16 protein-coding genes are annotated in these 22,958 nt (G+C 46.6%); 14 read left to right on the forward strand and 2 right to left on the reverse strand.

Annotated features, from left to right (window positions below):
- Positions 1-43: 43 nt before the first annotated feature.
- Complete coding sequence (locus tag NFR62_RS00740; RefSeq protein ID WP_251612190.1) at positions 44-1,006, forward strand: NAD(P)H-dependent glycerol-3-phosphate dehydrogenase; 963 nt, start codon at positions 44-46, stop codon at positions 1,004-1,006.
- A gap of 77 nt (positions 1,007-1,083) precedes the next feature.
- Here the strand turns inward: NFR62_RS00740 and NFR62_RS00745 are convergent, their stop codons facing one another.
- Complete coding sequence (locus NFR62_RS00745) at positions 1,084-2,604, reverse strand: DnaJ domain-containing protein (protein ID WP_251612191.1); 1,521 nt, start codon at positions 2,602-2,604, stop codon at positions 1,084-1,086.
- Positions 2,605-2,836: 232 nt separating this feature from the next.
- On the opposite strand from NFR62_RS00745, the gene NFR62_RS00750 reads away from it, so the two are divergent.
- From NFR62_RS00750 to cysK, 5 genes are all read left to right on the forward strand, one after another.
- Complete coding sequence (locus NFR62_RS00750) at positions 2,837-5,833, forward strand: hybrid sensor histidine kinase/response regulator (RefSeq protein WP_251612192.1); 2,997 nt, start codon at positions 2,837-2,839, stop codon at positions 5,831-5,833.
- Complete coding sequence (locus NFR62_RS00755) at positions 5,826-7,874, forward strand: bifunctional diguanylate cyclase/phosphohydrolase (protein ID WP_251612194.1); 2,049 nt, start codon at positions 5,826-5,828, stop codon at positions 7,872-7,874. The genes NFR62_RS00750 and NFR62_RS00755 overlap by 8 nt, the downstream gene beginning before the upstream one ends.
- Before the next feature lie 47 nt (positions 7,875-7,921).
- Entirely contained in the window at positions 7,922-8,275 is a 354-nt protein-coding gene (locus NFR62_RS00760) for an Hpt domain-containing protein (RefSeq protein ID WP_251612196.1), read from the forward strand.
- Positions 8,276-8,383: 108 nt separating this feature from the next.
- A complete protein-coding gene (locus NFR62_RS00765) occupies positions 8,384-8,614 on the forward strand; it encodes a hypothetical protein (RefSeq protein WP_251612198.1) in 231 nt (76 codons plus the stop codon).
- Positions 8,615-8,623: 9 nt separating this feature from the next.
- Positions 8,624-9,553 (forward strand): cysteine synthase A, encoded by a 930-nt coding sequence (gene cysK / locus NFR62_RS00770; protein WP_251612200.1) that lies wholly within the window; start codon positions 8,624-8,626, stop codon positions 9,551-9,553.
- Between the two features lie 61 nt (positions 9,554-9,614).
- Here the strand turns inward: cysK and NFR62_RS00775 are convergent, their stop codons facing one another.
- Positions 9,615-10,451: an AraC family transcriptional regulator gene (locus NFR62_RS00775; RefSeq protein ID WP_251612202.1), complete on the reverse strand. Its 837-nt coding sequence runs from the start codon at positions 10,449-10,451 to the stop codon at positions 9,615-9,617.
- Between the two features lie 184 nt (positions 10,452-10,635).
- Between NFR62_RS00775 and NFR62_RS00780 the strand changes: the two genes are divergently transcribed.
- Genes NFR62_RS00780 through NFR62_RS00815 form a run of 8 tightly spaced genes read left to right on the forward strand, consistent with a single transcriptional unit; the run spans position 10,636 to position 22,892 of the window.
- Complete coding sequence (locus tag NFR62_RS00780) at positions 10,636-11,973, forward strand: beta-galactosidase (RefSeq protein WP_251612204.1); 1,338 nt, start codon at positions 10,636-10,638, stop codon at positions 11,971-11,973.
- A gap of 47 nt (positions 11,974-12,020) precedes the next feature.
- Positions 12,021-13,697: an ABC transporter substrate-binding protein gene (locus NFR62_RS00785; protein WP_251612205.1), complete on the forward strand. Its 1,677-nt coding sequence runs from the start codon at positions 12,021-12,023 to the stop codon at positions 13,695-13,697.
- A 21-nt stretch (positions 13,698-13,718) separates the two neighbouring features.
- On the forward strand, positions 13,719-14,651 hold the full coding sequence (locus NFR62_RS00790; RefSeq protein WP_251612207.1) for a carbohydrate ABC transporter permease: 933 nt from the start codon (positions 13,719-13,721) through the stop codon (positions 14,649-14,651).
- A 4-nt stretch (positions 14,652-14,655) separates the two neighbouring features.
- Positions 14,656-15,543, forward strand: a complete 888-nt coding sequence (locus NFR62_RS00795) for a carbohydrate ABC transporter permease (protein WP_251612209.1) — start codon at positions 14,656-14,658, stop codon at positions 15,541-15,543.
- Positions 15,544-15,596: 53 nt separating this feature from the next.
- On the forward strand, positions 15,597-17,210 hold the full coding sequence (locus NFR62_RS00800) for an Ig-like domain-containing protein (RefSeq protein ID WP_251612211.1): 1,614 nt from the start codon (positions 15,597-15,599) through the stop codon (positions 17,208-17,210).
- 9 nt (positions 17,211-17,219) lie between these two features.
- Positions 17,220-19,220: an alpha-L-rhamnosidase-related protein gene (locus NFR62_RS00805; RefSeq protein ID WP_251612213.1), complete on the forward strand. Its 2,001-nt coding sequence runs from the start codon at positions 17,220-17,222 to the stop codon at positions 19,218-19,220.
- Positions 19,138-21,189 (forward strand): OsmC family protein, encoded by a 2,052-nt coding sequence (locus NFR62_RS00810; protein WP_251612215.1) that lies wholly within the window; start codon positions 19,138-19,140, stop codon positions 21,187-21,189. The genes NFR62_RS00805 and NFR62_RS00810 overlap by 83 nt, the downstream gene beginning before the upstream one ends.
- Positions 21,186-22,892: a hypothetical protein gene (locus tag NFR62_RS00815; protein ID WP_251612217.1), complete on the forward strand. Its 1,707-nt coding sequence runs from the start codon at positions 21,186-21,188 to the stop codon at positions 22,890-22,892. Before NFR62_RS00810 ends, NFR62_RS00815 begins: the two co-directional genes overlap by 4 nt.
- The last annotated feature ends 66 nt before the right edge of the window (positions 22,893-22,958 follow it).

Consider the following 22,958-nt stretch of genomic DNA (forward strand, 5'->3'; position numbering starts at 1 on the left):
AGAACGCGACAAAAAATTCGGCGTTTGCCGAAAAGGAGTGAAAATGAAAGTATCGGTACTCGGATGCGGCAGGTGGGGCTCGTTCCTTGCCTGGTATAATAATCGTCTCGGAAATAACGTGATTAGTTTCGGACCCGAAAACGATTACAGCTATCAAATTTTAAAAAACACAGGACGCAACGAATATGTGCGCTTCGACGAAAGCATAAAAGTGTCGTGCGACCTCGACGAAGCTTTAAACCACGCCGAAATAGTTATTATAAGCATATCGAGTCAGGGATTGCGCGGATTTGCGTCCGAAATTGCCAAACGCGACATAAAGAACAAAAAGTTTGTGCTTTGCATGAAAGGCATAGAAGAAACTACGGGCAAGCGTTTGAGCGAGGTTGCGATAGAGAGCGGCATACCCAAAGAAAACGTCGCCGTTTGGGCGGGACCCGGTCATATTCAGGAATTTACCAAAAACGTGCCTAACTGCATGGTTATAGATTCTTACAACGAAGAGCTTACAAAGTTTTTGGCTGATTCGTTTAAGAGCGACTTAATACGTTTTTACTATGGCAACGATATAATAGGCACCGAAGTGGGCGCCGCCACTAAGAATATTATGGGTATTGTGGCGGGCGTGCTCGACGGACTAAACTATGTAACTCTTAAAGGTCCGCTCATGGCTCGCGGGGCGAGGGAAGTTGCGCGCCTTATTAAAGCGCTCGGCGGCAACGAGCTTTCGGCATACGGGCTGTGCCATTTGGGCGATTACGAAACTACGTTGTTTTCGTTGCACAGTCATAACCGAAAGTGGGGCGAGGCTTACGTTTTGGGGCAACCGTTCGATAAACTTGCCGAAGGCGTGGCTACCGCCCGCGCCGTAAGTAAGTTGGCGCATAAACTTAAAGTTGATATGCCTCTTACCGAAGCGGTGAACGAAATGATTACCAAAAAGATACACCCCAAAGACTTGCTTATAACGCTTTTCGAACGCGACGCGAAAAACGAATTTAAGTGAAATCGATATAAAAGGTATAATAAAAATCCGTAACTTAGGTTACGGATTTTTTGGTGATAAAAGTGCGAATTCGTTTTCTATTTATTGTCGGGCTCATAGCCTAAGTTGGCGGCTTGCCTGAAAAACGCCGAGCCGATTATTTTATTTTTTCGAACGCCTTCGCCGTTGGAATAGCACACTCCGAGATTATAAATGGCGGCGGGGTGGGCTTGCTCCATAGCTTCGTTGAACCAGTAAACGGCTTGCGCGAAATCTTGCTCCACGTTTTTGCCTTTATGGTAAATTTCGCCCAAAAGATTTTGCGCGTCGGCGTCGCCTGCAAGTGCGAGAGCGGAAAGCTCGTCGAAATGCGCCCAAAATTCTTTAACGGCGAGCTTGTTGCGGTATTCCGCTTGTATGCGTTCGTTTTCTTTAACGAGCTTGCGTTCGTTAGCTATGCGTTCCGTCGTGCAACCGATAGACGCATTGTATGCTGCGCGCTTTTCGGGGTCGGAGAGAACTTCGTAAGCGTCTTTGAGTTTTTGCAGTTTGTTTACGCTCTCGTTGTCGGGTTTGCCGGCATAGTGCGAAAAAAGGTGCTCGTAGGCGGCTTTAATTTCTTCATCGTCCGCCCATATCAAAACGCCGAGCGTGCCGTATAGAGTGGGTTTTGCGAGCCGACGGTCGGCTTTCGATTTTTTGGACCAATAGTTGGCTTTCGCCTCCATCGATATGAGGAACTTGTTGTTTTCGTCGAGCTGACGCCTAAGCTCCGTTTGCGCCTCGATTCCCGCGAACTCGGTTGAAAGCTCGTTCGTTATTTTATCGAGTTCTTTGAGCTGCTCTTTAATTTGTTTGTGTTTTTCGTGTTGCGACGCGGGGCTTTCGGAAGAATCCGCAAAGCTTATAACGTCGTCGGGGTCTAATTGCAAATCGTTTATTTTCTTTTCTAAATCTTTTATTTTACGCTGCGATTCGCTGAACTGCTCTTTAAGCGAATTAACCGATTCTACGGCTCCGCCGCCCGCCGCTTTTCTAAGCCACGAAAGTTGAGCTTCGAGGTCTTGCAATTTTTCGTTCTTTTGCGAAAGTTCGCGGTCGCGGTCGAACAGTTCCTGTTCGAGTTCGCTTCTGTCGTGCTCGCAATCCGCAGCCTTTTTCTTGAATTTTTCGTTTGCGGCAAGGGCGAGACGCAAATTGTTGCTTATTCTTATGCGCTCTTTATCAAAAGTCGCGCGGCTGTCGTTAAATCCGTGTTCGTATCCCGCTTTGTAGGCGCGGTCGTTCACTTCGGTAAGTTGCGCTTGTACTTGCGCTTGAACTTGCGCGTGCACCTGAGCCATAAGATTGCGTTGGGTGGCTTCGTCTACATGACGCACACCGTCGGTGGTGAATTTCGGACCTGAGGCGTTTTTAAGTTGCACGTCGTATTCGGCTCTAAGCTGTGGGTCGGTTAAAATTCTGTTCGCTTCGCTTATGTCGGCAAACCGTTTCGCGGCTTCTTCGTTACCCGGATTTACGTCGGGATGGTAGCGTTTGGCGAGCATGCGGTAGCGCAATTTGATTTCTTCGTTCGTTGCGCTCTGCTTAACGTTTAAAATTTGGTAGTAGTTTTTCATCCGACACCTCGTATGTAATTATGGGCGTTTATAGTCTTTAACATAAAGTATAGTATTTATTGCGCGTTTAGTCAAGCATTCAGCGCAAATTGTAAAGTTTAAACGCCTTAGCGCGCAAGTATATGCTCTAAAACCGCTTGCTAAAATTAAAAAGGTATGTTATACTTAATAACGTATAATGTTATAATACAAAAGCTATGCGCTTTAACAAAATTGCGAGAGGATTTCTAAAATGTTGAAAAGAAGATGGCGTGACATTGTGGTAATAGCGGTGTGTGTAATTGCCGTTGTGATTACCGCCATAGTGTATTCGGCTTTTGCGTCCGACCACATTTTTAAAGAGAGCAAAGAGCACTTAATGGAAATTTACGAGCAAGTAAATTCCAGATTTTCGCAATCTGTGTCTAGCCACAGAAAGCTTATGTACAGTTGGGAAAACTATATAGAAAATTCGGTCAACGAGATAAAGAGCGGCGACGGCGACCGTCAGAACGAGTTCAATACTTTCATGGTTGACCAACAGTCGCAATGGGGGTTCACCGAGTTTTATTTTATAAGCAGAAATGAGACCCAAAGTCCCGACCCCGACGACGAGTACGGTAATATCGTTAATTGCCTAACTTTGTCGGGAAATATCGAACAGCTGAAATTCAGAAGAAGTCTTAACGAACTTCTCGAAAGCGATAAGGGCGGCGTTGTGGGAATAGACGGCACCGGCGAGCAGTTTATGTTGTTTGCCGTTCCTATTATAAAAAACACATATAAAGGCTTCGAGTATGCCGCGATAGGCATAAAATTCAACGCGAAAGACATGGTGGACGTTTTGTCTATAACGTCGTTCGGAGAAGAAGGCATTTGCTACATTGTTTTGCCCGACGGCACCGTTTTGCTTCAAACCAGCACGAAACTCGGCATGCGGGAAAATTATGTGTCGTTTCTTAAAAACGAGTGCAGTATAGACGATTCCGAAGTAAACAAAATACTTTCCGATTGGAGCATAGAAGACGGGCAGGAATCCAACGCCGTGCTTTTCAAGCATGGCGGCGAGAATTATTATCTTGCTTATATTCCCATCGACTTCGGCGATTGGATGCTTCTCGGTGTTGCTTCCGCAAATGTAGTTAACAGCAGCATGAGCAGATTCAGAACGATTACGGTGTTGGTTATGGGCTCCATATTCTTTGTTATAGGCGCCGTAATTGCGGTAATGATTATTTTAAATAACCGCAGACGCGTTAGAGAGAAAGAGCTCGAAGTTAAGTCGCGCGAAAACTTGCTCGAATTACTGACTGTGAACAGCAAGGATATTTTCGTACTGTTTTCTCCCGATACTTTTAAAGCGGATTACGTTAGCACCAACATGGAGCAAGTGCTCGGACTCGACGCCGCCGCCGTGAAAAAAGACGTGCGTCATTTGCTCGCCGCGTCCGTTGCAGAATATCCGCCGTTTACTACCGAAAAATTAAAATCTTTGGTGACGGGTCGCACTTGGACCACCGATATACAGATGAGAAATGTTGTGAGCGGCGAAGTATACTTATACAGAATGTCGTTGTATCACAGTATGTCGAACGGAATAGATAGTTGCGTTATAGTGTTCTCCGACCGTACTCAAGAGCGCAAGATGAGCGCCGACCTCGAAGTTGCGCTCGATATAGCAAAATCGGCGAACGCGGCTAAGAGCAACTTCCTTGCCAACATGTCGCACGATATACGCACGCCAATGAACGCCATTATAGGATTTTCGGCGTTGCTCGCAAAAGATGCGGAAAATCCCGATAAGGTGCGCGAATATATTCGTAAAATCGCGTTATCGGGACAGCATTTGCTCAGCCTTATAAACGACATTCTCGATATGAGCAAAATCGAAAGCGGCAAAACCTCGCTCAATATAGAAGAATTCAATTTGTCGGAATTCCTCGAAGAGGTTTATTCGATGATGATTTCTCAAACCAAAGCGAAAAAGCAAACTTTCGACGTGAGAACGAAAGGGCACATGCCCGAACTCGTGCTCGGCGACAAGTTGCGTTTAAATCAAATTTTGTTGAACCTTTTGTCTAACGCCGTTAAATATACGCCTAACGAAGGCAACATTGAGCTCATTATAGAATCGCTCGACAAAAAAATGCACAATCACGTTCATTTGCGGTTCGAAGTTAAAGACAACGGCATAGGCATGAGCCCCGAGTTTGTGAAAACCGTTTTCGACCCGTTTGCGCGCGAGAGCAAAGAGGCAACGAAAGAAATTCAAGGAACGGGGCTCGGAATGGCTATAACCAAAAATATAGTCAATCTTATGGGTGGAACAATATCGGTAACGAGCGAACCCGACAAAGGAAGTTCGTTCGTGGTAGAACTCGAATTAGCCATTTCGAATAAAACTAAGGTAGACGAGAATTTCTGGGTTCACAACGAAATTACAAGTATTCTCGTTGTAGACGACGAAGAAGAAGTTTGCATAGACATAAAAGAGCTTATGACGGATACGGGCGTAGATGTGTCGTATGCGTTGAGCGGCGTGAAAGCCGTTGAAATGGTTGCCGCCGCTCACGACGAAAACAACGACTACAACATTGTGTTGCTCGACTGGAAAATGCCCGGCATGGACGGCGTGGAGACCGCAAAGCGTATACGCGAAAAGGTGGGCAACGAAGTTCCCATTATGGTGCTTACCTCGTATAGTTTCGACGAAATCGAAGACGAGGCGAAGGAAGCGGGAATAGATTACTTCCTGCCTAAGCCGTTCTTCGTTTCGAATTTCAGAAATGCAATTTCACAAATACGCGATTCGGGACACAAGGAAGCTCCCGAAAAAGTTAGCGAAGGAACGTCTATTAAAGGGCTTAAAGTGCTTGCCGCCGAAGATAACGAAATAAACGCGGAAATTTTGTTGGAGTTGCTCGACATAGAAGAAGTGACGTGCGAAATCGCGGAAAACGGCGAAGAGGCGCTCAAAAAATTCGAGGCGTCGGAGCCCGGACAATACGATATAATCTTTATGGACGTGCAAATGCCTATTATGAACGGCTACGAGGCTACTCGGGCAATTCGCGCGAGCAGTCATCCGTGCGCTAAAACCATACCCATTATCGCCATGACTGCCAACGCGTTCGACGAGGACGTGAGAATGGCTCTCGACGCGGGAATGAACGCTCATTTGGCTAAGCCTATCGATATGTGTAAATTAAAAAATATTGTTGCCGACTTGTTGAGGAATAACAATGAATAACGTTAAGGCTAAAATATTGATAGTCGATGACTCCGAGCTTAATCGCGCATTGTTATCCGACATGCTTTCCGCCGATTTCGAAATTTTGGAAGCCGAAAACGGCGTTGAGGCTATGGAAATTTTGCACGAGCAGGAGCTTGAAATTTCTTTGATGCTTCTCGACATTGTGATGCCCGTTATGGACGGCTTCGAAGTGCTGTCTGTAATGAATCAAAAAGAATGGATTAAGTCTATACCCGTTATTATGATTTCGGCGGAAACGGGGGGCGCTTATATAGACAGGGCTTACGACTTGGGCGCAATCGACTATATTAGTCGCCCTTTCGACGAGCGTACCGTTAAGCACCGCGTCATGAGCAATTTTATGCTCACAATAAAGCAAAAAGAAATGTCGGAGTTGTTGTCGTCGCAAATTTACGAAAAAGAAAAAGACAACAGCCTAATGATAGAAATTTTGTCGCATATTGTGGAGTTCAGAAACGGCGAAAGCGGTTTGCACGTTTTGCACGTTCATGCAATCACTAAAATGCTGTTGGAAAGGCTTGTTAAAAAGACTGACAAATACGAACTCTCGAACAAAGATATTCGCCTTATAAGCAACGCGTCGGCGCTCCACGACATAGGCAAAATTTCCATACCTTCCGAAATTTTAAACAAACCCGGCAGGTTTACGCCCGAAGAATACGAAATAATGAAGAAGCATACGGTTGAAGGCGCAAACATGCTCAGCGACATTCCGTTCAGAAAAAACGAATCGCTTATTCGCATAGGCTACCAGATTTGCCGTTGGCATCACGAGCGTTACGACGGCAAAGGGTATCCCGACGGGCTAAAAGGCGACGATATTCCCATTGCCGCGCAGGTTGTGGCTATGGCGGACGTATACGACGCTCTTACGAGCGAAAGGGTTTATAAGCCGCCGTACACGCCCGACGAAGCTATGAGAATGATTTTGAACGGCGAATGCGGCGCGTTCAGCCCGCTTCTTTTGGAATGTTTGAACGACATTTCCGAATCGCTCAAAACGGAACTAAACGTGATTTCTTTCGGACACGCTACCGACAACGTTATTCACGACACCGTTAAGCAAATGCTTGAAACTGACGGCGGCGATGCGTCGAACAGGTCTATACAGCTTTTGGAACGCGAGAGAATGAAATATCAATACCTTTTGGATATTTCGCGCGAAATCGTGTTCGAATACAATTCCGTTCCCGAATTTATAAAGCTATCCGAACTCGGCGCCGAATCGCTCGGCATTCCCATGAAAATAATAGAGCCTGCGAATAATAAGGTATGGACGCGCATGTTCGCCCGCGAGGACTTTGAACATTTCGTTGCGAAAATAAAAGAGACCACGCCCGAAAATCCTGTGCTTTCCGAAAAATATTTGCTTAATATAAACCGCGACAAAAAGTGGTGCAAAGTGATTGCCAAAGCTATTTGGAGCGACGGCGAAATGCCCGAGTTCGAGGGCGCGGTAGGCAAAATAGTGGATATAAACGAGGAGTTCGCGGCAATGCAGTCGCTTGAACAAAAAGCCGATTGCGATTCGCGCACAGGGCTTTTCAACCATAACGCCGCAAAGCGCCGCATTTCTGCGATTTTATCGGAAAACAAGGGCAAGAACAAGCGCTATGCGCTAACGGTGTTCGACCTCGATAACTTTAAGGAAGCCAACGACGTATACGGGCATCTTTTCGGCGACGAGGTGTTGGAAGAGATTGCGAGCAGAATAAAGGCGAGCACCCGAAGCACCGATATTGCGGCGCGTATGGGCGGCGACGAATTTATTCTCTTTATGGAATATAAAGAAACCGTCGAACCGCAAATAAAAAGAATTTTCAAAAAGCTCACCGAGCCTTTTAAAGAATTCGACGTGGGCATAAGCATGGGCGTGGCGTGCGTAGAAAGTTACGACGGCGACTACGACACATTGTTTACTATGGCGGACACCGCTATGTATACAGTTAAACGCAATAAGAAAAATTCGTTCAGCTTTTACAACGATTCGATGAAATCTTTGTTGCAAGCCGACTGATAAAAACTAAGGCAATATTTTACCCGCTACGGGAAAGGAGTTTAAACATGACCGTTAAAGAATGTTACGCTTTAATCGGTGCCGACTACGACAACGTTTTGAGCAGGCTTCGTACCGACGAGAGAATAACGAAATTTTTGTTTAAAGTGGCGGAGGATAAGAGTTATGAACTCTTATGCGATTCGCTTAAAACACAAAATATGCCCGAAGCTTTTCGCGCCGCCCACACGATTAAGGGCGTTTGCATGAATTTGTCGCTTACAAAGCTATACGCTTCCGCCGAGCGCCTAACCGAAGCGCTTAGAGGAAGAACGGAATACGGCGACGACATTCCGCCGCTTTTCGAGCAGCTTAAATCCGATTACGAAAGCACAGTGAACGGCATAAGAATGTTGCAATAATAGCTTTACATTTTAGCCGCAAAGTGATATAATGTGCGATAATAATGTGTTAAAACGGTATTTAAAATTTGATGAGTTTGCCAAGCTCAATTAAAGGAGTTTAAAAAAATGTCCAGAAAAAGCGATTTGAAAAAAGCGATTGCCGAAAGCGAACAGGAAATCGAGAATTTGGAAAAAAAGCGAGTTAGGTCGCAATCCGCTTTGTTGGAAGCGTTTTTGAATCATACCACGCCCAACGATGCCGACGCGGAATATTTCAAAGTGTTCACGTCGTTAATCGATTTGGAGCGCGCAAACTTGCGTAAGCTAAACGAAGAGCTTGCCAAACTCGAAGGCTAAACGCAGGGTATGCCTATTTATAGGAGCATTGCCGAAACGATAGGCAATACGCCTACCGTAGAACTTACGCGCTACGCGGAAAAATTCGAACTGAACGCGCGAATAGCCGCAAAGCTCGAATACTTTAACCCTGCGGGTTCGGCAAAAGACCGAGTTGCTTACGCGATGATTTCCGACGCGGAAAAAAGCGGCGTTCTTAAACTTGGCGCTACAATAATAGAACCTACGAGCGGAAACACGGGAATAGGGCTCGCTTGTATAGGCGCTGCGAAAGGTTACAGGGTTATTTTAACTATGCCCGACACTATGAGCGCGGAGCGGATAAATCTTATAAAGGCTTACGGCGCCGAGATTGTTTTAACCGACGGAAAAAAGGGAATGAGCGGCGCAATCGAAAAGGCGCGCGAACTCGCCGCCGAAATTGAAGGAAGTTTTATTCCCGACCAATTTTCAAATCCCGCGAATCCGGATATTCATTATAAAACTACGGGACCGGAAATTTGGCGCGACACATTAGGAAAAGTTGACGCGTTTGTTGCGGGCGTGGGAACGGGCGGCACTATTTCGGGCGTAGGCAAATTCTTAAAGGGCATGAACCCCGCAATAAAGATTGTGGCGGTGGAACCGTTAAAGTCCGCCGTGTTGTCGGGCGGAATGGCGGGAACTCACGGCATACAGGGGATAGGCGCGGGCTTTGTGCCGGCAAACCTCGATTGCGGAATTTACGACGAAGTTTTTGCGGTAGCCGACGAGGACGCTTTCGAATGCGCGAGAGAGCTCGGAAAAACCGAAGGTTTTTTAACGGGTATTTCTTCGGGAGCTGCGCTTGCCGCCGCAACCGCAGTGGCGCGCCGACCTGAAAGCAAAGGCAAGTTAATTGTTGTGTTATTGCCCGACACAGGCGACAGATACCTTTCCACATCGCTGTTTTCTTACTGAATTTTACGCACGGTAAATATAAAGAGTTTTGCTTTTCCGCAAAACTCTTTTTTTATTTGCACTAAATAATATTTTGTTTTTTGCCGTTTTTCAAATATTGAGTGGGAGAACAACCGAATATTTTTCTGAATTCGATTGTGTAATTTTTCGGATTTTCCCAACCGAGCATTGTGGCTATGTCTATAATTTTCATGTTTCCGAGCATTTTACAAGAATAAGTAACTTTATTTTTGTTGTGGTAGGCTATTATAGAGGTGTTAAAGTGCTTTTTAAACATTTGCGAAACATAACTGTGCGAATATCCCGTTTTGGCTATTATTTCGTCGATTGAAAGATAAATATAATCGAAATAAGTTAAGTGCATGTAAAGGTCGTTGAGCCAATCGGGAACGGCGCCGTTGCCCGTTATGTTTTTTGCTATAAAACAGCCGAGCAGTTCTATTATTATCGTTTTGTGCAGTTGCGAAAGGTGAGCGGCTTGCTCGCCGCTTATGGGATTTGTGCCGTTGAAGAGCGAAGATTTGTGCGATATGGCGTTAAATTCGTCTACCGAAAGATTAGTGATATACGGTTCTTTTCTCGACGTAAGTTCTTGGTAAAAGTTTTCTCCTATGGCGTTGCAAATATTTTTCATAGCGTCTACGGTGGCGTAATAGTCGCGGTACAAGCAGTCTTTTCCCGAAAAGCTGATTTCGTGGTATTCGTCGGGTCGTATCAAAACAAGCGCGCCGTGTTTCAGCTCTTTTAACGGACCGCCGCACATGGAATGTTTGCAAGTTCCGTTCAGAACGAGAGCAAACTCGAAAAATGTGTGCCCATGCGGCGGCTGCGCAGGACAATACACGTTCAGTCGGGTAAACGGATTAGCGTCTATAACGGTTTCGTCGAGTATGTTCATAATATTCAAATTGTACCTTAAAACGTAGAAAAAGTCAATACTCATATATAATAAAGCGGAAAAATACCCCGAAATCATAAAAAACGGTGTTTTTGATGATAAAAAGGGGTTGCTACGAAACGAGTCGGGATATATAATTAAATTGATGATTAAATAATCCGAATATATTCAAACGGAGAAAATCATGAGGAGAAATGCCGTGAAAAAGCTTTATGCAATCATGCTGTCGTTGGTTTTTATGTTGTGCGGTTGCTCGTCGGCTCCCAAAGACGCGCCGCTTGGCACTAACGCCGAATACGACGTTTTGGGGCTGGGAAATATTGCCGTAGGCATGTGGGTGACGCCTACCGATGCGTACCGCACGGAAGAACAGTTCAAACTTCTTTCCGAAAGCGGAATAAACGTTGTGAACGGTTTCGGTTATTCCGAAAATACCGACGAGAAAGTGCAAGCGGTGCTCGACTACTGCGAAAAATTCGGGCTGAAATATCTTTACAGCTCTATTGCGGTGGAAGAAAATATACGCGCGTATAAAGACGCTCCCGACGAAAAACTTGTTAGCGCGACTATGGAGCAAATAGATAAGTTCGCGTCTCACTCGGCTTATGCGGGACAACTGTTTTTAGACGAGCCGTCGGTTGCGTATTTCGACGCTTTAAAAGAGTTCATAGGCGCGTATAAAGAAAAGCACCCCGATAAGCTTGCGTATGTGAATATGCTTCCGTCTTACGGCGTTGCGGGTTCGGGAAGTTCGGGCTACGAATCTTATGTTGACAGTTGGATTGAAAAGATTTCGCCGAATATGTATTCTTACGACAGCTATCCGCTTATAGACTACAACCCCGAAACGCCGGGTTACCGCACCGAAATGGAAGATTATTATTATAACCTCGATTTGTTGCGCGTTAAAACTCTCGAAGCGGGAATTCCCATGTGGGCTTTTGCGGCGACTCTTGCATACACGCACCCTTCGGAGCCTAACCGCCGCGAGCCTTCGCGCGAGGAAATAAGGTGGCAGGTTTTTTCGGACCTTGCGTTCGGCGCTAAGGGTATTCAATATTTTTGTTACTTTACGCCCGGTCAGGATTCTTACGGCGAAGCTATGGTAACGCGCGGCGGCGTTCCCACAGAACGTTATTATTATGTGCAAGAGTTGAACAAGGAGTTTTCGTCTTACGGAAACATACTTTTAAACAGCGACGCAGTGGGCGTTATGTTTAACGATTATCGCAGAAACGGTTTCGATATTTATTCCACGCCGCTCAAAAAATTCGGAAGCATAGAAAGCGTTGAGGGAAACAGATATGTGGTAGGCTGTTTCAGCGATAAAGATACCGGCAAGAAAAGCGTGTTAATATCGCCCACAACCCCGCGCGACGATATAACGCTAACGCTTAACATGGCGAAAAACGTTAAGAGCGTTAGCGCCTACGTCGGCGGCGAAAAAACGACGCTTAACGTGGAGAACCGTCGTTTAACGCTTAACGTAAAACACGGAGACGCGGTTTTGCTGCAACTGTAAAAATATTTTTGTTAAACCGTTAGCAAACAATATAAGGAGAAAAGATTATGAAAAAAAGGTTGACTGTTTTCGCGCTTGTGTTAACGTTACTTATGCCGTGCGTTGCCTGTTCGGGCGGCGGCGACGGTATAGATAACACCAAAACGCAGCTTTACGTCGGCGTATACGACGGCGGGCTCGGAGCCGACAGCGTATACGCTATGGCTAAGCGCTTCGAGCAAAAGTATGCCGAACATTCTTTCGAAGAGGGAAAAACGGGCGTTCAGGTTAAAGTTTTAATGAACACCTACAATAACGGACTTGAAAACACCATTTCCGATATGACCGAAGAAGTGTTTATAGGAACATCGGCTAACGCGAACTATCTTGCGCGCAAAGGGCTGTTAACCGATATTTCGGACGTTTACGAAAAGCCGCTGAACTACGATTTCGTTACCGGCGAAACCGACGCTTCGGAATCGGACGTTAAACCGAAAGATAAAATCCGCAGCGACTTAAAATATTATTACCGCGACGAAGAGGGCAAGTATTACGGATTTCCGGGAGCAACCACGTTTTACGGTTTGGTTTACGACATAGACCTTTTCGAGCAGGAAAATTTGTATTTTGCGAAAGACGGCGGTTTTGTGAAGTCGGCTTCCGACGCCCGTTCGGCAGGACCCGACGGAAAATTAGAAACCGAGTACGACAACGGTTTGCCCGCAACTTACGAACAGTTCTTCGAACTTTGCGACAAAATCGTGTCGCTCGGCATGACGCCCGTTATGTGGGGCGGAACGGTGCAGGAATACGTTAGCAGCTTTTTAACAGCTCTTGCCGCCGATAACGACGGAAAAGAACAAACGGAGCTCAACTATAACTACGACGGACTCGCAACGACTCTTGTGTCGGGCGTAAGCGGCGACAATGTGGAAATAGGGGCGAGCGAGCAAATAAGCGCCCGCAACGGCTATAAACTTTATAAGCAAGAGGGCAGATACCGCGCGCTCAAATTTTTGGAGCGTCTTACGTCGAACCCGTCGTACTTCAATAAAAACGACGCAACGAGCAACGCTTTCGGAAACACCGACGCGCAAGACGCGTTCCTTACGTCTAAGCACCCCGAATTTAACCGCAAACGCACCGCTATGCTTATTGAGGGCAACTGGTGGGGAGCGGAGGCTCGCGGCACGTTTTTAGAGCTAAGCGCCGAATACGGCGACGGCGATTCTATGGAAACGCGCCGTTTCGGAATGTTGCCTCTTCCCAAAGCTACCGCCGATAAAGTGGGCGAGCGGTATACGTTTTTGGAACGTTGCGTCGGCGACGGATTTGTGAACGGGAACATAGCGGAATATAAAAAGAATTTGGCTAAGAGTTTCGTTCAATTCATGTTCACCGACGAATCGTGCGTGGAGTATTTGAAAATAAACAGCATTTGCATGCCTATCGAGTTCGATATAGGCGACGAATATTCTTCGCTCACTCCTTGGGGCAAAAACATGTACGATTTAAAAGAAAACGCTGTAACCGCCACAATGTACAGCCGCAGTAAAATTATGCAAAATTATTCCACAGACTTATGGTATTCGCCCAACTTGTGGCTTTCGAAAATAGGCGGCACTACTTACACATACCCGTCGTTTGCAATGATAAACAACGGCGCGTCGGCAAAAACTTATTTCGACGGACTTTCGGCTTATTGGACGGAAGACACATGGAAGAGTAAATTTACCGATATTTAAACCGAGTTTACCGGAGGACTTATGATTTCGGAAGTGAAAAAACGGGCGGGCAAAAAACGCATGCACGACAGAATATTCTTCGCGTGTTTGGTAACTCTGCCTCTCGTGCATTTCTTCATTTTCTATATTTGCGTGAATTTCAATTCAGTATTGTTGGCTTTTAAAAGTTATAATTCCGACAGCGGCTATTCGTGGGTGGGGTTGCAAAACTTTAAAAATTTGTTTTCCGATTTCGGAAAATTCACGCTCTATAAAAAGGCGCTGAAAAACTCTATGCTTGTGTTTTTGGTGGGCACCACCGTTTCCACCGTGCTCGCGCTCTTGTTTTCGTATTACATTTATAAAAAAGCGTCGCGCGGCAAAAACGTTTTCAAAGTGTTGTTGTTCATGCCGAGCATAATTTCGTCTATCGCAATGGCAACCATGTTTAAGCAATTTGCCGACAGCGCCATACCCAAACTTGTTCAAACCGTTTTTCACAAAGAAGTTCAAGGGTTGCTACAAAATCCGGACACAACGATGGGAGCCGTAATATTTTACAACGTGTGGATAGGCTTCGGCGTGAATATCTTGCTCTATTTGGGAGCAATGAACAACATATCCGAATCTGTGGTGGAAGCGGCGAAGCTCGACGGAGTAACGTTTGTGTCGGAGTTTTTCAAAATAACGTTGCCGCTTGTGTTCGGAACTGTTCAAACTCTGCTCGTAGTGGCAATCGGAGGAATTTTTATAAATCAGGCGAGTTTGGTTTCGTTCTTCGGAACCACGTCGGAAGAAGAGTTTTTCACTATAGGATATTGGTTATATAAAGAGACGGTTAAAAACACGTTAAACAACTCCAACGCAGGACTTCCTCAACTTTCGGCATTCGGCTTATTGCTAACGTTTGTTACTGTGCCCGTAGTGTATCTGTTTAACTTTATTACAAAAAAGTTCGGACCGAGCGTGGGGTGACAATATGAAAGAAAAAACAAAACGCAAATTTTCATTGTCGCCGCTTTCAATCGTAATATTCGTTATACTCGTGCTTTACGTTGTATCGCTTGTTGTGCCGCTTTTGTGGTCGTTGCTCACGTCGGTTAAAGGACGCCTCGACTACTTGAACAATCCTTTCGGGCTTCCGAAAAAGTGGTTGTTCTCAAATTATAAAACCGCTGCGGATAATTTTGCGTCGAGCATAACCACGAATAAAGGCGTTCGCACAGTGCAGATTTGGGAAATGCTATTAAATTCGTTGCTGTTTGCGCTCGGTTCGGCGTTTATAGGAACTTTGGTTACTTGCATAATGGCGTATGCATCGGCAAGATTTAACTTTTTTGCAAGCAAAATTATTTACGGCATTGTTATAGTTACTATGATTTTGCCGATAGTGGGCAGCTTGCCGTCCGAAATTCAGCTTGTGAAAACTTTGGGACTTTACGATTCGATGCTCGGCATGTGGATTATGAAAGCGGGATTTTTAGGAATGCACTTTCTTATATTTTACGGAGTGTTTAAAGCGCTCCCCAAAGATTTCTCGGAAGCCGCTTATGTGGACGGAGCGTCTAACCTAATGGTTATGCTAAAAATAATTTTGCCGCTCGTTCGCAACACTTTTTTCACAATAATGCTAATCAAATTTATCGACTTTTGGAACGATTACTACATGACAATGTCGTTCATGCCAAACATAAAAACGCTCGCTTTCGGACTGTACGAATACAGCCAGTCGTATAAGCCCGCAATATCGAGCGCGCCCATGAAGCTTGCGGGATGTTGCATACTCGCGGTGCCCATACTCGTGTTGTTCTTTTGTTTTCACAATAAAATAATGGGCAACGTTTCTATGGGCGGAATAAAAGAATAATTTTGAAATACGAAATAAGGCTACTTAAATGACGCACAGGAGGTCGCGCGTTTATGAAAACTAAAAGATTGTTAACGGTTTTGCTTGCTCTCGTTTTGAGTTTGCCGGTGCTGTCGTCTTGCGGCGAGGTGAAATTCTCTTTGGAGGAAACCGACTTGCAAATGCCTATGTACGAAGAGCACGACTTATCGTTTAAGCTCGATGGCGCCGATAGGTCGGATATTGCGTGGAGTTCGTCCGACCCGCAAACCGCCGTAGTGCAAGACGGAAAAATAACCGCGCTTTCGGTAGGTAACGCCGTTATAACGGGCGAAATCGCGGGGATTAAAAAGCAGTGTTCGGTGCTTGTGAGCCGCAACCGAGTGGGGCGCGCTCTATCGGTTAGCGATAGCGATATAAAACTCGAAGTCGGCGGAAATAAAACGGTTAGCGCAACGTTTAAAGAGAACAGCGAGGTTTTGGACGTTCCCGTTGTGTGGGAATCGTCGCGTCCCGAAGTTGCGAGCGTTAGCGAAACGGGAACTGTTACGGCGCTGTCGCGCGGCAATGCGGTTGTGTCGGCATACACGCGCTATAAAGGGCAACGCTTTACGCGAGACATAACGGTGCGCGTAACGGTTACCAAGAGCGAGGAAGCCGCGCTGCGTTTCGAAGACTCTGCTCACGCGGGCTCTGCGCTAATACCTATAGAATCGGGCAAAACGGAACTCGGCTTTACGGAATCCGACAACGTGTACCGCTACGAAACGGCGGGCGGGTTTCAATCCCGCGTTTTCGTAAGCGGCGCATACGAGAACGGCAACAGTGCCAAATTCGACCGAATGTTGTTCAAAGTAAAATTTACAGAACAGCCGAACGAGGGAACTTCGCTGTGGCTTGCGGGCTACAAAAAGGTTATTAAAGGAATGCCCAACCTTGTAACGCAAGACAGTTGCTTTGTATTCTACGACGCTTACGGCAAAATAGCAAAAAGCTTTGACGAAAACATTGTTTACACCGTTGCCGTAAATCTTAACAAGGCGGGCGAGGGAGTAAACAACGGCGGAGAAAAAGCGTTCGAATACGGATTTGCTTTTAACGCCGCCGCCACCGCATATTTGAGCGACGCGGTTTTGTGTTCCGAAGATTACTTTTCCGATACTTACGGATTCGAACAGCCCGAAGAACTTCCGCTTTTAAACTGCGTTTATGCTGAAACGGGCGCGGGGTTAGACGTGGGTGTGGAGCCCATAGACGCGTTCGACAAATATTGGGTTGCATATTCGTCGGGAACGGCTGCGGAATGGGATAACGCTATTTGGGATACCCGCGTGGCAATCGGCGGAATAGCGTTCTCGCAATACAGAAACTATCAATATATGCGCCTCGACATAATGTTCACCGACGTGAATATTCGCCACGTCATGATTTGGACGGGCGGTTATTCGTTGCGTTACGAGCCGAGCGGCAACGTGTCGTCGAGCGAAAGCACTCCTCAAGAGGGCGACCTCAACGTATTTTTGGGCGGCGAGGACGTTACGGGAACTCCTCTCGAACCTAACAAGGCGTACACGTTCCGCGTTCGTATTCAGCGCGACAATATTGAAAACGTTGCTTTCGGGTTTAACGTGAACAGCTCTTCGAGAAATCCCGTATACTTTGCCGCACCCACATTCACCGACTATTGAGAGGAAAAAATGGTATTTGAAAACTCCAAATGGATTTGGCTTTCCGATTCCCCTAACGAAATCAACGAATACGGCGAATTTTTATGCGAGTTCGATTTGCCCGCGTCTGCGGAAATAATATTGCGGATTTGCGCTAAATCGGATTATGCCGCGTTTATAAACGGCGAACTTGCGGGATTCAATCAATATTCCGATTTTCCCGACGAAAAAATTTACGACGAATACTATTTGCAAGCGAATAAAGGAAAAAACGTGCTTGCCGTGTCGGCGCTTTCCAAAAATTATTCAACCGCTTCCCACATAGCTAACGGCAAGGGGATAATATTCGAAGTAATTGCGGGCGGAAAAACGGTGCTCGTTTCCGACAAGCGCGTGCCGTCGAGACTTTCCAAAACTTATGCTTCGGGCAATCTGCCGTATATTACGCCGCAGTTGGGAATGAGTTTTAAATACGATTTCAGGGCGCAAGACGGTTGGAAAACCGGCGACGCTACCGGATTTTCGAAAAGCGTTGTGTGCGACGTGAAACGCAAATTTGCGCCGCGTCCCGTTAAAAAGCTGGACGCAAGCAACAGCGTGCCGTTTTTAAGCTCGGGAAACGGGCTTTACGACGCGAAACGTGAGTATGCGGGCTATTTGTGCTTCGATATAGAGAGCGACTCGGAAAAAGAACTAACGGTTTCTTACGGCGAGCATGTTATAGACGGCGGCGTGCGCCGAACGATACACGAGCGCGACTTTTCTGTGAAATTCGTTCTTAAAAAAGGACGCAACGTGTTCCGAGAATATTTCTTGCGTTTCGGGCTCAGATATTTGCAACTCAGCCGCACCGACATAACCGTAAATTTTTTGGGAGTGAACGAAGCCGTATATCCGCACGAATACAAAAAATATAACGGCGACGCTGTTTCGCGTGAAATCTACGATGCGGCGGTTAGAACTTTAGACTGTTGTATTCACGAGCATTACGAAGATTGCCCGTGGCGCGAACAGGCGCAGTACGCTATGGACAGCCGCACGCAAATTTTATGCGGCTACCGCGCGTTCGGCGAAACGCAAATGCCTGCGGCGGCGCTCAGAGCTATGGCGCACCGTCTCACTTCAAAAAACGCGCTTCCCATAACTTCGCCGAGCGAGAGCGAACTTTCGATACCGTCGTTTTCGCTTGTGTATCCGCCTATGCTTAAAGAGTATTACGCCGAAACGGGAGATAAGACGCTGCTTGCCGACGTTTTCGAAAACACCCGCGCAATGCTTGAACATTACATAGCGTCGGTACGGAACGGGCTTATTCCCACGCTTGCGGAATGGAACTTTTTCGAGTGGGAAGAAGGGCTGCACAACGAAACGGAAATTTTCGAGCAACGCGAACAACGCGACAAATATTCTCTTCCCGTGAACGCTTTCGCGGTGAAGGCGCTTAGCTGTTTTGCTGACGTTTGCGACGTTCTCGGCTACGATAGCGGAGTGGGAGAGCGTTACCGCGCGCTTGCCGAAAATTTGCGCGAATGCGCTCGCACAGTTTTTTGCGGAAATGACGGGCTTTTTAGAACGTATTGCGAAAACGGAGAGCTACGCCATTTGAGCGAATACACTCAGGTGTTGGCGCTGTATAGCGAAATTGCGAAAAAGGAGGAAAGAAAAAAGCTGCTCGATTTGATAACAAACGAAAACGACCTTGTGCCGCTTACCGTGAGCAATTACATTTTTAAGTACGAGGTTTTGTTCGAAGAGGGCGGCTACGAGGAATATGTGAAGATAGACGTTGCCGAAAAATGGGGTTACATGCTCGAACACGGCGCAACTACGTTTTGGGAAACGATTAAGGGCGCGCGAGACTTTGGCGGAGCGGGAAGCTTGTGTCACGGTTGGAGCGCCGTTCCCGTGTTCGTTGCATGGGAGTTGGAAAAAGGAGGAACTAAGAAAAATGCAAAAAATCAAACTGTTTCCGTTAGCGGCGCTTGCGGTGGCGGTGCTGCTGTCGGTAGCGTTGTTGCCGACCGCGCGTAGTTTTGCGAAAGGAGCCGAACTTATGAGCGTAGAAAAATACGTTGACAAAATCGATTCCGCCGCAAACGCGGGGCAAAGGTCCGATACGTTTAACATATCGCTTTTGTCCGACAACGTAGGCGCTGTGGGCGATACGTCGAGGGCTGTGTTCGGAGCGAATCCCGGCGCTACCGAAAGTTACCTCGATTATTCGCTTAAAGAACAAGATACTGCGGTGGTCTACTTATACGAAAAGATTTTAACGGGGAACAAGCGCCCTCAGTCGAAGCTGCCTAAGTTTTCGGTTATAGGAACTAATTGGGAAACCGAGCCCACTCAAACCGAAGTAGAAATAGGGCGGAGCGAAGAGCCTGTGCGCTATACTCGAATAAAGCTTACTTATAAACTCGATTCGCCGCTATCCGACAAAACGCTTAGAATACATATTTATCCTCAGAGCGAGCCCGAGCTTTTGCAATTAGGGCGTGTCGAGCTGTATAATTCCGCAAGCGTGCAAACTCAAACGGTGAAAATCAACGATAGCAAGTTTTCGGTGTCGGGCTGGATTACTCCTCCCGAAGTGGGCGAAAGCGGAATGTCCGATTCGGTGGATTTCGAAAACGCCATGACGGAACTTGCCGCAAGCGGAATAAACTTTAATTTGCCGAACGTGTGGAGCGGCGACAATATGTACTACCGCAAACGTTTAACCGACGTGTGCGCAAAGCTCGGAATTAAAACTCTTGTTTACGACGAATCGCTTATCTCCTATTTAAAGAGCGCTAACTACAACGAAAGTTCGGCTCGCGCTATGGTGGCGCCTTACGCGAACGACGAAAGCTTTGCAGGGCACTTTATAATGGACGAACCGAACTATAACGAGCTCGATTCTCTTAAAGTAGCGGCGGAAAGATATAGCGCGCTTTTGCCGAACAAAATATTTTATGTGAATTTGTTTCCTAACTACGCCATTTCGGAATACGAAGAGTATTTGAACAAGTATTTCGACACAATCGGAGAAAACAGGATTTCATACGATTATTATGTGCTCGAAGGCAGAGTGCCGTCGGAATACAAAATGAAAACCACGCATTTGCTTAATTTGCAAACTGCGGCTGTTTCGGCAAAAGAACACAACGCCGAGCTATACGCTATTATAGCGTCTACGGGGCACTATAATCCGTCGGATAAAGCGTATTTGCGCAACATAAGCAGTAAAGCGGATTTGGGCTTTCAGGCTTACAGCGCGCTTGCATACGGCGTTAAGGGGCTGACGTGGTTCACTTATCTTTCTATGGCGAACGGAGAATTCGGCGCTCAGCCCGGAATGTTCGACCTTAGCGGAAACAAAACTAAGGTATACGACTACGTTCAAGAGCTTAACTCCGACATAAGTTTTTTTGCCGACATATATCTTGACTACGGTTGGACGGGCACAATGCTTATAGAAGGTTCCGCCTGCGAGAAAAACGCGAATTTCGAGTCGGTGAAAGAACCGCTTAGAGAGCATAAGGCAATTAAAAGCGTTCAAACGAAGCACGACGTTATAGCGGGAACATTTTTTAACGGCAAGAACGACGCTTTACTTTTGGCGAACTATAACGACCCGTCGTTAAACGTTATGCCCGAAATAACCGTTAATTTCGACAAACCGTATTTACTCAAAATTTATGCCAACGGAACAAAAAAAGAAGTGAGAATGAAAAGCAATTCCCACACGTTCTATCTCGGCAACGGCGGCGGCGCGTTTATAGAACTATTCGAGCTTACAAACGAGCCGACGGACGAAAACGGTTCTAACAGCGGAGAAAGCGAAAAACCTTCGGTGAACGGGAACGAAACGCAAACTCCCGCAGAACCGAAAAAATCGGGTTGCTCGGCAAACGTAAGTTCGCAGCGTGGAGTTGCCGCGATTGCGCTCGGAGCCGTAACGTTATCGTTAATAATCGGCGTAACGCCGAAAAAAATTATAAGGAGAAAATTAAAATGATGAAGGTAAAACAAAGGCTGTGTATTGCTGCGACGCTATTGCTTGCGCTCGCGCTTGTGTTCGCGGGATTCGTGCATATTGCGGCGCTCGCCGACGACGCGGGGGGGGGAACTATTTCGCCCATTATTGACGAATGCGGTCAAGTGGGAGGAGAAGGCGCGGTTACTGCGGATATTTACGGAATGAGCATGCAAAGTTCCGACGTTGGTTTCGGAGAGGATAGCAGATATTTTTCAAACAAAGCTCCCTCAGTTGCGCCTACCGCCGAAAACTTGTGGGATGAAACTCTCGGAGCCGAATTTGCCTACGCGCAGTATGCGGTAAGCGGACACAATCTCATTAAAGTTACGGTAGACCTTGCGGCAGAAGCCGTTGACGCGTTCGCCCCCATAATGGTTTTTGCGCAAGGCGGCGGTGGAGTGTTGGAAGTAAACAACACCGCTAAAGTGCCGTCCGAGAATTGGACTCGAAAAGAATACACGTTTATAATAGGAGAGGGAGCCGAATGGGTGCGCGTAATTCCGTCCGCTTATGTGGAGGGCGAAGTTAAAGCAATGTGGATGCAGCAAATCACAAAAGTGGAAATAACGCATACAAACGAGTTGCCGCCCAAAGACGAAGTTACGATTGCTCCCGTTTACACCGATATTTGCAATGGTAACGCAATCGACGGACAGCGCGCCGACGTTTATAATGTTGCCGTGAATAACGACAAGCAAGATAAAATCGGCGACCCCGACCGCATTGTGTTTGGAGCAAATCCGGATGCGAAAGAGTCGTATATTGATTATGAGTTGCAAGGTCAGGATACTGTTTCGGTTACGGCGTACGAAGAAATTCTTGAAAATAACGTTCGCCCCGAAAGCTCGACGGTAGTAAAATTTTCGCTTGTGGGTACAAATTGGGAAGTTGACGCAACCGAAGTTAAAACCGAGCTCGGCGATTATGCTACGGGGCGTTGGACTAAGTTGACATTTATATATAAGCTCAATGCGGTAAGCGACGCGCCGCAGTTCCGCGTGCATATTTATAAGCCCGCCGACGGACAAAGCGAAATAGAATTAGGGCATATAGACATTTACGACAGCAACACCGCCGACGAAGATAAGCTTAACGCAAAGCACGGCTTGGAGCGCTATTCGTACCTTAAAGGTCAGAGCAATTACAGCGCCGTTAAATGGGCGGAACTTCGCAATATATGCGACGAAGCTCTTAAAGCGATAGACGAAGCCGAAGCTTCGGGCGTGGAAGCCGTTGTTGCAAAAGCGAAAGCCGACATAGACGCCGTTGTTACTGCGGCGGCGGAATTCGAAGCAAACAAAGCGGTTTGGAAAAAGGAAATAACCGATTTTGCCAACGAAAAAGGCGAGGGCAACTACACCGCCGAAAATTGGGCTAAAATTCAAGCGTTCGTAACGGAAGCGCACGAAAAAATCGACGCCGCTACGAGCGATACCGCAGCGACAAACGCAATTTTGGACGCTAAGGAAAAAATAAACGACGTGGAGAAGAAGTCGGAGGGCGGAAACGAACCCGACGACAACAAGCCTACCGACGGCGAACAGCAGAAGCCGGACGAGAGCAAAAACAAGAAATGCGGCGGAGAACTTTCCGCAAGCGGATTTGCTCTTTCGTTCGGCGTTGTAGCTATTGCGGTAGCGGCGGGCGCGATTGCGGTTCGTAAAAAAGCGCGCAAAGAATAAAATAACAAAGTGCCTAATAGTTAAGCAAAAAGGCTGTCGTTCTCGACAGCCTTTTCTACTGTGGTC

The sequence above is a fragment of the Pumilibacter muris genome, from assembly GCF_943193045.1.
Taxonomy (GTDB): domain Bacteria; phylum Bacillota; class Clostridia; order Christensenellales; family Pumilibacteraceae; genus Pumilibacter; species Pumilibacter muris.

What these genes read in the sequence shown, in the direction of transcription:
- NFR62_RS00740 (WP_251612190.1), top strand. Translation starts at nt 44, where the DNA reads ATGAAAGTATCGGTACTCGGATGCGGCAGGTGGGGCTCGTTCCTTGCC.
- NFR62_RS00745 (WP_251612191.1), bottom strand. Translation starts at nt 2,604, where the DNA reads ATGAAAAACTACTACCAAATTTTAAACGTTAAGCAGAGCGCAACGAAC.
- NFR62_RS00750 (WP_251612192.1), top strand. Translation starts at nt 2,837, where the DNA reads ATGTTGAAAAGAAGATGGCGTGACATTGTGGTAATAGCGGTGTGTGTA.
- NFR62_RS00755 (WP_251612194.1), top strand. Translation starts at nt 5,826, where the DNA reads ATGAATAACGTTAAGGCTAAAATATTGATAGTCGATGACTCCGAGCTT.
- NFR62_RS00760 (WP_251612196.1), top strand. Translation starts at nt 7,922, where the DNA reads ATGACCGTTAAAGAATGTTACGCTTTAATCGGTGCCGACTACGACAAC.
- NFR62_RS00765 (WP_251612198.1), top strand. Translation starts at nt 8,384, where the DNA reads ATGTCCAGAAAAAGCGATTTGAAAAAAGCGATTGCCGAAAGCGAACAG.
- cysK (WP_251612200.1), top strand. Translation starts at nt 8,624, where the DNA reads ATGCCTATTTATAGGAGCATTGCCGAAACGATAGGCAATACGCCTACC.
- NFR62_RS00775 (WP_251612202.1), bottom strand. Translation starts at nt 10,451, where the DNA reads ATGAACATACTCGACGAAACCGTTATAGACGCTAATCCGTTTACCCGA.
- NFR62_RS00780 (WP_251612204.1), top strand. Translation starts at nt 10,636, where the DNA reads ATGAGGAGAAATGCCGTGAAAAAGCTTTATGCAATCATGCTGTCGTTG.
- NFR62_RS00785 (WP_251612205.1), top strand. Translation starts at nt 12,021, where the DNA reads ATGAAAAAAAGGTTGACTGTTTTCGCGCTTGTGTTAACGTTACTTATG.
- NFR62_RS00790 (WP_251612207.1), top strand. Translation starts at nt 13,719, where the DNA reads ATGATTTCGGAAGTGAAAAAACGGGCGGGCAAAAAACGCATGCACGAC.
- NFR62_RS00795 (WP_251612209.1), top strand. Translation starts at nt 14,656, where the DNA reads ATGAAAGAAAAAACAAAACGCAAATTTTCATTGTCGCCGCTTTCAATC.
- NFR62_RS00800 (WP_251612211.1), top strand. Translation starts at nt 15,597, where the DNA reads ATGAAAACTAAAAGATTGTTAACGGTTTTGCTTGCTCTCGTTTTGAGT.
- NFR62_RS00805 (WP_251612213.1), top strand. Translation starts at nt 17,220, where the DNA reads ATGGTATTTGAAAACTCCAAATGGATTTGGCTTTCCGATTCCCCTAAC.
- NFR62_RS00810 (WP_251612215.1), top strand. Translation starts at nt 19,138, where the DNA reads ATGCAAAAAATCAAACTGTTTCCGTTAGCGGCGCTTGCGGTGGCGGTG.
- NFR62_RS00815 (WP_251612217.1), top strand. Translation starts at nt 21,186, where the DNA reads ATGATGAAGGTAAAACAAAGGCTGTGTATTGCTGCGACGCTATTGCTT.